General features: G+C 67.9%; 7 protein-coding genes and 2 pseudogenes. 5 read left to right on the plus strand and 4 right to left on the minus strand.

Going from position 1 to position 11,850, the window contains the following annotated elements; translation table 11 throughout:
* Positions 1-304: 304 nt before the first annotated feature.
* From dnaB to ACFC79_RS07070, 3 genes and pseudogenes are all read left to right on the plus strand, one after another.
* A complete protein-coding gene (dnaB, locus tag ACFC79_RS07060) occupies positions 305-1,777 on the plus strand; it encodes a replicative DNA helicase (RefSeq protein WP_376236266.1) in 1,473 nt (490 codons plus the stop codon).
* Positions 1,778-2,036: 259 nt separating this feature from the next.
* Positions 2,037-2,339: pseudogene (locus ACFC79_RS07065) on the plus strand (hypothetical protein).
* A 270-nt stretch (positions 2,340-2,609) separates the two neighbouring features.
* Complete coding sequence (locus ACFC79_RS07070; RefSeq protein ID WP_376236269.1) at positions 2,610-3,584, plus strand: GNAT family N-acetyltransferase; 975 nt, start codon at positions 2,610-2,612, stop codon at positions 3,582-3,584.
* 425 nt (positions 3,585-4,009) lie between these two features.
* On the opposite strand, the gene ACFC79_RS07075 is transcribed toward ACFC79_RS07070, so the two are convergent.
* On the minus strand, positions 4,010-5,659 hold the full coding sequence (locus tag ACFC79_RS07075; protein ID WP_376236272.1) for a TlrC/CarA/OleB/SrmB family ABC-F type ribosomal protection protein: 1,650 nt from the start codon (positions 5,657-5,659) through the stop codon (positions 4,010-4,012).
* A gap of 526 nt (positions 5,660-6,185) precedes the next feature.
* On the opposite strand from ACFC79_RS07075, the gene ACFC79_RS07080 reads away from it, so the two are divergent.
* Complete coding sequence (locus tag ACFC79_RS07080; protein WP_376236274.1) at positions 6,186-7,571, plus strand: serine hydrolase domain-containing protein; 1,386 nt, start codon at positions 6,186-6,188, stop codon at positions 7,569-7,571.
* A gap of 216 nt (positions 7,572-7,787) precedes the next feature.
* On the opposite strand, the gene ACFC79_RS07085 is transcribed toward ACFC79_RS07080, so the two are convergent.
* Positions 7,788-8,240 carry a GNAT family N-acetyltransferase gene (locus ACFC79_RS07085; RefSeq protein WP_376236276.1) on the minus strand — a complete coding sequence of 151 codons (453 nt, stop codon included), beginning with the start codon at positions 8,238-8,240 and terminating at the stop codon, positions 7,788-7,790.
* Between the two features lie 285 nt (positions 8,241-8,525).
* Positions 8,526-9,398 carry a GNAT family N-acetyltransferase gene (locus ACFC79_RS07090; RefSeq protein WP_376236279.1) on the minus strand — a complete coding sequence of 291 codons (873 nt, stop codon included), beginning with the start codon at positions 9,396-9,398 and terminating at the stop codon, positions 8,526-8,528.
* 732 nt (positions 9,399-10,130) lie between these two features.
* Between ACFC79_RS07090 and ACFC79_RS07095 the strand changes: the two are divergent.
* A pseudogene (locus ACFC79_RS07095) lies at positions 10,131-11,267 on the plus strand (FAD-binding oxidoreductase); the annotation flags it as partial.
* A gap of 69 nt (positions 11,268-11,336) precedes the next feature.
* Here ACFC79_RS07095 and ACFC79_RS07100 read toward each other — a convergent pair.
* Complete coding sequence (locus tag ACFC79_RS07100) at positions 11,337-11,816, minus strand: NUDIX domain-containing protein (RefSeq protein ID WP_376236282.1); 480 nt, start codon at positions 11,814-11,816, stop codon at positions 11,337-11,339.
* Between the last annotated feature and the right edge of the window lie 34 nt (positions 11,817-11,850).

An 11,850-nucleotide genomic window follows, 5' to 3' on the forward strand; every position in this document is an offset into this window, starting at 1 on the left:
GGTCAGGGCATCAATCGGGGTGCCGCTATGAATTTGTCCACAGTGCTGTCCCCTGCTCTGTGCACAGGATCTGGCGGGTTCTCCACAGCATCTGGTCTGTCGTCCACATGCCCTGTGGATAACCAGATTGGCTGACGGTGCCGAGCGGCCTACCGTGGTCCGGCGCCCGCACCCTGTTCCGGCCCTGGAAACCCGTAGAACTCGACGCGCCGGAACCGGAGTCGGGCGTCCTGTTTGTCGGTGCCGTGCCGTAAGAAGGAGTGGCATGGCGAGGTCCGCGGAGCGGACGGGAGGAGGTGGCCCGGTGAGCATTCCCGAGCCCTTGGACTGGGCCGACACCGGCCCCGGCGACCGTCTGCCCGTTTCCCGTCAGCGCCGTGGCGAGGGTCGTGACCGCGGCGATCAGCACGAGCGCGGCAGGGACAACGACGGATGGGAGAGCGGCCCCTCGGGGTTCGAGCGGGTGCCGCCCCAGGATCTCGATGCCGAGCAGTCCGTCCTGGGCGGCATGCTCCTGTCGAAGGACGCCATCGCCGATGTCGTGGAGATCATCAAGGGGCACGACTTCTATCGTCCCGCCCACGAGACCGTCTACCAGGCGATCCTGGACCTCTACGCCAAGGGCGAGCCTGCCGATCCGATCACGGTGGCGGCCGAACTGGTCAAGCGTGGGGAGATCACCAAGGTCGGCGGGGCGCCGTATCTGCATACCCTCGTCCAGTCCGTGCCGACCGCGGCCAATGCCTCGTACTACGCGGAGATCGTTCACGAGCGGGCCGTTCTGCGGCGGCTCGTGGAGGCCGGGACGAAGATCACGCAGATGGGATACGCGGCCGACGGCGATGTCGACGACATCGTGAACTCCGCGCAGGCCGAGATCTACGCCGTCACCGAGCAGCGCACCAGTGAGGACTACCTGCCGCTCGGCGACATCATGGAGGGCGCCCTCGACGAGATCGAGGCGATCGGGTCCCGCAGCGGCGAGATGACCGGAGTGCCGACCGGTTTCACCGACCTCGACGCGTTGACGAACGGGCTGCACCCGGGGCAGATGGTCGTCATCGCCGCCCGTCCCGCGATGGGTAAGTCCACACTGGCGCTGGACTTCGCCCGGGCCTGCTCGATCAAGAGCAACCTGCCCAGCGTGATCTTCTCGCTCGAAATGGGCCGCAACGAGATCGCCATGCGACTGCTGTCGGCCGAGGCCCGCGTCGCGCTGCACCACATGCGTTCCGGCACCATGACCGACGACGACTGGACGCGACTGGCCCGCCGGATGCCGGACGTGTCGGCTGCCCCTCTCTACATCGACGACTCGCCGAACCTCTCCATGATGGAGATCCGTGCGAAGTGCCGTCGGCTCAAGCAGCGCAACGACCTCAAGCTCGTGGTCATCGACTATCTGCAGCTGATGCAGTCCGGCGGCTCCAAGCGGGCCGAGAGCCGGCAGCAGGAGGTCTCGGACATGTCCCGAAACCTCAAGCTGCTGGCGAAGGAGCTGCAACTCCCGGTCATCGCGCTCTCCCAGCTGAACCGTGGCCCCGAACAGCGCACGGACAAGAAGCCGATGGTGTCCGACCTGCGTGAATCGGGGTCCATCGAGCAGGACGCCGACATGGTGATCCTGCTGCACCGCGAGGACGCGTACGAGAAGGAGTCGCCCCGTGCGGGCGAGGCCGACCTGATCGTGGCCAAGCACCGAAACGGTCCCACGGCGACGATCACCGTGGCGTTCCAGGGCCACTATTCACGCTTTGTGGACATGGCGCAGACCTGATTCCGTTGTTGTAGGGTCTCAGATTTCGTGTCGGAATCTCACGGTCGATGTCGGATCGAAGTCGGATCCGACACTGAGCTGAGACTCGCAGGTCGCTGCTGCACCCCGTTCGAGTGCAGGCGTTGCCGGTGCGCTCTCGTCGGTGTGTTGAAGCGGGAGCATCGTGCTGCCGATGGCAAATCCGACCACGGGAGTGGGGATGGGAGCGACGGTCAGTTTTCGTGTGTGCCCGTCCCATCGTGGTCATGTCATGACATGAGTGCGCTACCACTGGGACGAGGAAGACACCTGGTTCTACTTCGAGGTCGACGTCGAAAGCCGGGTGACCCGGCAGATCGAGTTGCGAGGCCCTTGACCGACCCCGATCGCTGCCGCCTCCCTGAAGGAATGGCAGCAGGCCCACGATGCAGGCCGCCTCGACCAGTACGACAACAGGTTCGGGATCACCGCAGAAATGCCCGTCTCGGAGTGGGAAGGCCGCGACCCGGAGCAACTGACCTCCGAGGAGTTCCAGGAGGTCTGGGACATGGTCCGCCGACAGATCGCAGCCCGGCCGTCCTGACTCCTGAAGCGGGCCATGAGGAAACGCCATCCCTCCTGAGACGAGTCCTGGCCATGACGTGAGACAGCCCGACAACCTGCTTCAAGGGCGCGAGTGGGCCGTCCGGTTCGCTGTGCCGGTCCAACGGCGATCCGAAGCCCGGCGCGGATAAGTCCCTTGATTCGCCCCAGGTCGACCGGAAGACTGCTGCGGTGCTGCGGTGCTGCGGTGCTGCGGTCCTGCGGTCCTGCGGTCCTGCGTCTGTGGCGTCGCCAGGACGCGGCAGATTCGATGTCCTGGGAGTGCCTACCTATGCCAGAGCTCGTGCCACCGCTGCCTGCCGGCTACCGGGCACGCCCAGCGACAGCCGATGACATCAGCACCATTCATCGCCTCGTCTCGGCTTGCGAGCGTGAGCTGTACGGTCGGGTGCAGACCGACCTCGGCGGCATCACCGCCGTCCTCGCCCGACCGGGGCTTGTCCCGGAGCTGGACACCCTGCTGATCCACGACCGGACGGGGCATCTGGCCGCTCGCGCTTGGGTGGACCGGCGCTCTGAGGTCGATGTCCATCCTCGGCACCGGGGCCGCGGTCTCGGCGCCATGCTCCTGGACTGGGCCGAAGCCCGTGCCCGCCGGGCAGGGAGCGAACAGATCGTCCAGACCGTGCCGGACGACGACGCGGGGGCCGTCGCGCTGCTGTGTTCCCGCGGATATGGGCCGATGGTGACCGAATGGCTGCTGGAGTTCGCCATGCCCGATGAGCCCGCGGTGCCGGAGCCCTCTGCGGGAATCACGGTCCGACCCTTCTGCCCGGGCGATGAGCACAACGCGCACCAGCTCATCGAGGACGCCTTCGACGAGTGGCAGCAGCGGCGCATGCCCTACCAGGAGTGGGCCCGGCACACTGTCGAACGCCCCACATTCGCCCCTGCGATGTCTGCCCTGGCGTTCGACGGCGGGCAACTGGTAGGCGCCGTGGTCGCGTTGGACCTACCGGAGACCGGTGAGGGCTACATTGAGCAGGTCGCGGTTCGCCGTGACCACCGTAACCAGGGCATCGCCCGCCTGCTGCTGTGTCACGCCTTCCGCGCTTTCCACCGGCAAGGACGGCGGACGTGCACGCTCGGCACGCACTCCGACACCGGCGCGCTCACCCTGTACCTACGCGTGGGCATGAAGGTTCGACGCAGCTCCACGGTCTACCGGAAGAGCCTGCACGCCTGTGGCCGCAGCCCGGCACCGATCCGGAGCGATGATTCTTGAACTGCCCGTTCGACCAGCGGCAACGCTCGACCCCGGATGTATCCGGTCGTGTCGTCGTGTCCGTCGTCCGGAAGGCTCGCGTAGACGCGCAGGGGCCGCCCCGGAAGCCTGGCAGCCGCCGACTCCTGAGACCCTCTTCGAACGCGGACGCGTCCCAGGGACCTGCCTTCACCAATGTCTGAGGGAGGCGTCGTTGTCCCGCGGCGAGTTCGGCGAATGGGGTGAGGCCGTCGTGGAAGGGCTCGGCGAAGGCCAGGGCCGGTGGGGTCGCCGCTGTCGACTCCGTGTGGTCGCCGGGCATCACTCTCAGACAGTCGGTCATACCGCGGAGCACGGTCTCCCGGTCGTGGTCGGCGAGGGGCAGAAGAGAGCATCGGTCGGAAGGCCGCCCCGTGCTGGATGAGGTGGCGGAGGCGAACTGCGGGCTAGTCGGCTGCGGCCTCATGAAGCTGTGCGATGTGGGCGGCGTTCAGTTCCAGGTGTCTGCCGGCGAAGCGGTTCCGCATGCGGCGGTCGTGGGTGACGACGACGACCGCGCCTCGGTAGCAGGCCAGGGCTCCTTCCAGTTCCTCGATCAGGGCGGGGGACAGGTGGTTGGTGGGCTCGTCCAGCAGCAACAGGTCGACGGGCTCGCTGACGAGGCGGGCAAGTTCGATCCGGCGCCGTTGCCCGTAGGACAGCTCGCCCACTTTCAGGCGCAGGTCGGCGGGGCTGAACAGGCCGAGGGACAGGAGTTGGTCCGTGTGCTCGTCCAGGTCGCCCGCGCGTCCGTGGGCGAACGCTTGCGGGACTGTCAGGCCGGCCGGCCACGGCGTTTCCTCCTGTCTCAAGTGCCCGACTCGGCCCCGCGTGCGCACCGTTCCCTCATCGGGTTGCAGCTCACCCGCCAGCACCCGCATCAGTGTCGTCTTTCCGGCCCCGTTGGGTCCGGTGACCAACAGCCTTTCCCCGCCGCCGATCCGCAGCGACGGTACGTGCAGCCGGTCCTCGACACGGATGCCGGTGAGTTCCGCCGCGGCCTGCGACGTCCGACCGTCGGCGGTCGTCATCCGGGCGGCGAACATCAGCGGTTCGGGCGGCGGCGCGACAGGATTTTCCGTCAGCCGCTCGACACGCTCCTTCGCGTTGCGGATACGGGCCATGGCCCCGTGGCCACGGCCGCGGGAACGGAAGCCGCCGTGGCCGAACACGGCGAACGGCAGCTTGCGAGGGATCGCATCCAACCGTGCCACGTTCGTGGCGGCCGACTTCTGGCTCCGGGCCAGTTCGGAGCACCAGTCCGTGTACTCCTGCAGACGGCGGCGTCGCTCAGCGGCCTTGGCGGCGAGGTATCCGTCGTAGCCGTCGCCGTAACGCGTCACCTTGCCCTCGCCGACCTCCAGGATCGTGGTGGTGACCCGTTCCAGGAACACCCGGTCGTGGGTGACCGCGAGCACGGTGCCGCGATGCGCCCGCAGGTGTGCCTCCAGCCAGCCCACCGCCTGGTCGTCCAGATCATTGGTCGGCTCGTCCAGCAGCAACAGCTCCGGCTGGGATGCCAAGGTCGCGGCCAATGACAGTCGTGACCGCTCACCGCCCGACAGCGTGCCGAGCGGTCTGTCCCGGGCCAGGCCCGGCAGGCCGAGCCCGTGCAGGGCGATGTCGACCCGGGCATCCGCCTCGTAGCCGGCACGCGCCTCGTAGCGGGCCACCAGGTGGGCGTAGGCGTCCAGTGCTGCGGTGAGCTCCGCCCCCGCCAAGCCCTTGAGCCCGGCTTCGGCGTCGCGCATCCGTGCTTCCAGGACGCGCAGATCGGATAGAGCCACATCCACCGCGTCCTGGACACTGGCCTTTGGGGGCAGAGACAACGACTGAGCGAGATGGCCCGAGCCGCCATGTGCAACCACGGTCAACTCGCCGTGATCGGGCCGGTCCTGCCCGGCGATCAGCCGCAGCAGGGTGGATTTCCCGGCCCCGTTGTCCCCGATGATGCCGGCCTTCTCGCCAGGACTGATGCTGAAGGACACGTCGTCCAGCACGGTGTGGTCGTCGTAGCGGCGGGTGACGTTCTGAAGAGACAGTTGTGAGGTAAGCATGGAGCCCCCTGTTCTCGGCCGGGCCGATCGGCATGGGTGGAAGAACGCATCCGCGCACGTCAGAACCTTCCGAGGCACGCCAGGCAGGCGGCATTACGGGAGGAGTGGAATCACGGATGAGAACGCGCGACGGCGGAGCCGAGCTCGACGCGGCCGCGGGGGACTGTCACAGGGAACCCATGCGAAGCACCTTAGGCGGGTGATTCGCGTGCCGACAAGCCATTTCTTCGGTGGGGCGGCGGAAGCAACAACGACGGATGTGTGCGTGTGGCCGACCATCGGCGAGCACGGCCTCGGCACGGCGCATCCGTGCTTCGAGGTCGCGGGTATCGGCAGGGTCCATGTCGACAACGCCCCGAACGCAGGCCCGGGTAGGCGGCGCGGGGGCTGGGCAAGGTGACCGAAGCTGCCGGGCGCGATCACGGGTGGCTCGCCGTTGTCGGGCTGATTTCGCCAGGTGACCAGTCGCATCAGGCCGGACGAAATGCGTTCGTCGTAATGCGGCTTTCACGGGTAGTTGTTGAGCATGACTTCTTCAGCCGAACAATTGCTTCCGGGTACACAGCGTGCTCTGATGCACCGCATTGCCACCGCACAGTCGGAAGGCCGGACTCCTTCGCTCGTCGCCGCAGTGCGGAGGGGGAGGGAGCGGACCGTCTGGAATGGATCCCGGAGTTGTGTGGATGGTCACGCACCGGACGCGGACACGCAGTTCAGGATCGGTTCGCTCACCAAGACCTTCACCGCGGTGCTGGTCCTGCGGCTCCGTGACGAGGGACTGCTGGACTTGTCGGACCCGTTGGAGAAGCACCTCCCCGGAACCGGCGTGGGGGATGTCACCATCCATCAACTCCTGGGCCACAGTGCCGGACTGGGGGCGGAGTCACCCGCGCCGTGGTGGGAGAGGACACCGGGGGCATTGCGTCCCGAGCTGGCCGATGTACTCGGTGAGGGAACGAGGATGCATCCGCCGGGCCACCGGTACCACTACTCGAACCCGGGTTACACCCTGCTGGGCACGCTGATCGAGCGGGTGCGCGGGGAACGTTGGGAAGAGGTGCTGCGGCGGGAAATTCTTGAGCCGCTGGGAATGCACCGCACGAGCCCCCGTCCCCAGGCACCGCACGCAAGTGGCTGGGCGGTGCATCCCTGGGCGGATGTCATGCTGCCCGAACCGGCGGAGGACCTCGGACTGATGGCCCCGGCCGGCCAGCTCTGGTCCACCACCGACGACCTTCTCCGCTTCGCGGTCTTTCTTGCCGAGGGCGACGAACGGGTGCTTGGCGCGGCCTCGGTGGAGCAGATGCGCGAACCGTCCGCACCGACTCAGCCCGGTGACTGGGACGGCGTATACGGCTTGGGCCTTCAGATCGAACGGAGGGGCGGCCGCACGTTCTACGGGCACACGGGCTCGCTGCCCGGGTTCCTCGCAGCCCTGTGGTTCAGCGTCGATGACGACGTGGCGGCCGTCGCTCTGACCAACGTCACGTCGGGACCACTGATCGGCGCTCTCGCCGCCGATCTTGTGGAGATCGTCGCCGACGCCGAGCCTCGTATCCCGGAGCCCTGGCGCCCGCTTTCCGAGGCGGACCAGGAGCTTCTCGCGCTGACCGGTCCCTGGTACTGGGGCGTACGGGCGAATGTGCTGCGCCTGACCTCGGACGGCGGGTTGGAGATCCGGCCCTTGCAGGGCAGTGGACGTGGCGCCCGATTCACCGCACGACGTGACGGCACCTGGATAGGTCGTGACGGCTATTACGCGGGAGAGATTCTGCGTGTCGTCCGGAACGGCGACGGCACTGTGAACCATCTCGACCTGGGCTCCTTCGTCTTCACGCGGAAGCCGTACGATCCCGAGGCAGCTGTTCCCGGCGGTGTGGACGGCGGTGGGTGGCGGGGCCTCGAAGCCTGAGCGCTGTGTTTCACGTGAAACGGGTACGCAACGGGTACGACCGGTTGGGGGATGCTGAAGCGGCAGTGACCACCGGGTTGGCCGCAGGAGCGGGGTGGCCACAGGGGCGGGCCCGGAAGACGGATGGGCCTGAGGGCAGTTCCGGGTCCGGGCCCGCCCGGCTGTTCGCCACCGATGCGGTGTGCGGGGAGCGCTCGGGCCGGACCCGGGCCGTGGTCAGAGCGAGAGCTTGAACCCCAGATGGCTGGCGGTGAAGCCGAGCTGCTCGTAGAACCGATGGGCCTCGGTCCGGGTTGCGTCGGATGTCAGCTGGACCAGCTGACAGTTCTGGCGCCTGGATTCCTCCACGGCCCACGTGATCAGGTGGGTTCCGAGTCCGCTTCCGCGTGCGTCGGCATGAATGCGGACGCTTTCGATGACGGCACGGGTCGAGCCGCGCCGGGAAAGCCCCGGGATCACCGTCAGTTGCAGAGTTCCGACAGCGCGGCCCTCGCGGACGGCGACCACCAGGTGCTGATTGGGGTCGTCCGCGAGCCGTCGGAATGCGGCGTGGTACGGAGTGAGGTCGTCCGGTGACTCACGCTGTGCGCCCAGTGGGTCGTCGGCGAGCATGGCCACGATCGAGGGGATGTCGGCCGGAGTGGCGGTGCGTATCTCCAGTTCGTTCATGATGGGCAGGTTACGCAGCTCACACGGGCGGCGCAGGAACGTTCCCGAGTGGTGGGCGGACCGTCCGGCCCCGTCCTTTCCAGGGGCGGTCGCACCTCGCTCTGTCGGCCCGAGGCGTTCTCCGGCCTGCTCGTTCCGCACCCGCTGTGGTGAACCGGCGGTGGCCGGTGGCCACTGCGATCCGGCGTTGACGTCACCCGTCGGAATGCGGACCGCGTCCGCGCGGCCGATCGCGCGGAGGCCCGTTCCGACCGCCGGGGACGAGAAGCCGGGCTGCTGCCTCGGTCAGCCCATGGCCACGGTCAGCGGGGCGAAGCGACGAGTCCAGTCGCCCGGGAGGTCCGGGGCGCCGTACGTCATCAGGGTGGTGTCGGAGTCGGTGCGCAGACCACGCTCCTTGAGCCAGACGAGCAGTTCCGCGTGGCGTGCGTCGACGTCCGCGCGCAACGGCAGGTCCGATGCCGAGGCGAGGGACGTGACGAGCGCCTGGGCCGTGCGGGTGTCGGGCGCGATCAATGGGCCGATCACCTGGGTGCGGGCACTCGGCCAGGCCGCCGCGTATCCGACGAGTCTTCCGTTGTCCTCCGCGACCCGGAGCTGATCGGCGTAGGCGGGCAGCCGGGCGAGGACATGGGTCCGGTCGACACCGAATACCTCCGCGTCCAGCTGGACGAGTACGCGCAGGTCCTCCGCCGTGGCCGGACGGACGCCCACCGTGTGCTCGCCGCCGTTCACCGGCACGAAGCGGCCGGTGACCCGTTCGGCGCGGGCCACGGGTTCGAAGCCGAGTTGTTCGTAGAGCGGAAGTCCTGCTGACGTGGCGTACAGGCTGAGAGGTGTGTCTCCCGCCTCGTCGATCATTCGGAGCATCAGGTGCCGGGCGATCCCCTGTCGCGCATGGCGCTCGGCGACGAGCAACATGCCGATGGCGGCCAGTCGCGGGCCGTAGGAGGTCACCACGCACGTGGCCGCCAGTCCCTGGCCGCCACCGGGATCATCGATGCCGTATCCGGTTCCCGCGGCAAGGAGCAGACCCCATCGGTGTTCGTCACGTGGCCAGCCACGGTCCTCGCAGAGATCGGCACAGGCGACCAGATCGGCCGGGGTGAGACGCCGTACTCGCAATTCGGCGAGTGGACGAGACAGTGGCGCAGGCATGCAGGTCAGGCTCTCCGACAGGATGCGACCGTGTCCACCCCATTACCACCCGGTCCGGCAGGTCGGTTCTCGAGGCTTGAGCACGGGGATCGCCGTGATGAACAGAGACGAACGGGTGCGTGACCGCAGCCAGCGGCGGGGCGATCACGAGGCCGATCTCGACCAGCGCACGGATGCTCCGACGAGTGCGACGAGGAGGCTCCGGCGGGCGGAACGTGTGAGTGGTTTCACGTGAAACACGGTGCCGGGACCAGAGGGTCCGGGCTTCCGACGGCGGGAGTACCCGCAACTGCTGGCGGTGTACTGGTATTATGCCCAGCTTCTGTGCGGCCGTCGGACGGCCGGTCGGCACGCATTCCCTTCCGGCCTCCCAGCAGGCGGGCGGCTCCGCGGCTCGCATCTTTATGGATGCGCGCGGCCGAGGTGGATTCGCGGCCCGGTCCCGGGGCAAAGGAGCGTAACGGGAAAGCTGATTCGGATGTGCAGCCCCTCCGCCGTGTGTCCGGTCCGTGCTCATAGTGGTCCGTGTTCATAGTGGTCTGCGTTCATGGCATGTGAGCCCGCGGGGAACCAAGGGCAGGAAATCGGCCGTCGACCACAAGCAGGGTCGGAAAGCGCCCGTGGGCTGCAGTTGCGGGCCGTCCGGGTACGCAGGGCGACCATAAGACGTTCAAGGCGAGGCACAGTATGGATGCTCCGGCCACCAGGTGGACCGAAGGCGGGACGGACAGATCTCCCGATGCGGTTCTGATCCATCGCACGCTGACCGAGATCTCACCGGTCGCGGACAAGGCGACCTCGTACTTCTACGCCCTGCTCTTCACCCGGCGTCCCGACCTCCGTGCCTTGTTTCCGGTCGCGATGGACATGCAGCGCGATCGTCTCTTCCGGGCGATCCTCGCCGCGGCGGACCGGTTCGACGATCCCCCCGCGCTTGCCGAGTACCTCGGGGAGCTGGGCCGCGGTCACCGCAAGTACGGCACCTTGGCCGCGTACTACCCCGCTGTGGGTGAGGCACTGCTCGGCGCGCTGAGCCGCTATGTCACCACGGTCTGGGACCAGGAGACCGAAGGAGCATGGGTCCGCGCCTACACCGCGATGTCACAGATCATGATCGACGCGGCTGCCGAGGACGAGCGACGGGCCCCGGCATGGTGGCACGCGGAAATCATCTCGCACGAGCGGAGAACACGCGACATAGCGGTTCTCACCGTCCGCCCCGATCAGGTCTATCCCTTCGTCGCGGGCCAGTACGCGGCGATGGAGACGCCGTGGTGGCCCCGTGTCTGGCGTCACTACTCCTTCGCCTCGGCACCCCGCCGCGACGGTCTGCTCACCTTTCATGTCAAGGCGGTCCCGGCAGGATGGGTCTCCAACGCGCTGGTTCACCGGGCCCGGCCCGGCGACGTCGTGCGCCTCGGTCCGCCGACCGGTTCGATGACGGTCGACCATTCCACCCATCACGGCCTGCTCTGCCTGGGCGGCGGCACGGGCATCGCGCCGATCAAGGCACTCGTCGAGGACGTCGCGGAGCGCGGCGACCGGCGTCCCATGGAGGTTCTCTACGGGGCACGCAGCGATCACGACCTGTACGAGATCGACACGATGATGCGCCTCCAGAAGACCTTCCCCTGGCTCACGGTGCGGCCGGTGGTCGCGGTCGGCCGACCCGGGTGGGAGGGCGGTCTGCAGGGGCTGCTGTCGGAGGCCGTGCGTGAATGCGGCCCGTGGCGCGAGTACAACGCCTATCTCTCGGGCCCACCCGGCATGATCCGCAGCAGTGCGGACGCGCTCAGAAGCATGGGCATGCCGACCGATCGCATCCGCCATGACGCCGTCGAGGAACTGGCGGCCGTCGTTGACGGGTGACACGTGCAACCTGGTAGGGCACACGGGTCCTGAGGCCCGCGGTCCGGTGGCGCCGCAGGACCGGAGCGGTCAGCCCAGGTCGGGTGCGTGCATGGCGCGTACGCCCTCGATATTGCCGTCGAGGTAGTGCCGGAGCGACAGCGGTACGAGATGGACGGCGGCGATGCCCACCCGGCTGAACGGCACCCGGACGACCTCGTACTCCCCGCAGGGGGCATCGACCTCGGGACCATGGCGCAGGGAAAGATCCATCGACTTCAGCCGGCAGACGAAGAAGTGCTGGACTTTTACGCCCTTCACCCCACCGCCCTCGATGTGCTCGACGGTGTCGACGAAGCAGGGGACCACATCGGTGACCTCGGCACCGAGCTCCTCATCCAGCTCGCGGTGCAGGGCGTCGACGACGGTGGTGTCCTCGGGCTCGACCCCGCCGCCCGGTGTGAGCCAGTACGGGTCCACTCCGGGCTTGGTGCGTTTGATCAGGACGAGGTCGTTGCCGTCGAGCAGAATGGCGCGTGCGGTGCGCTTGACCACGGGACGTTCGGTCATGGCAAGAGCGTGGCCCACCGAACCGGTTCCGAAA

Source organism: Streptomyces sp. NPDC056061, assembly GCF_042266885.1.
Lineage (GTDB): Bacteria > Actinomycetota > Actinomycetes > Streptomycetales > Streptomycetaceae > Streptomyces.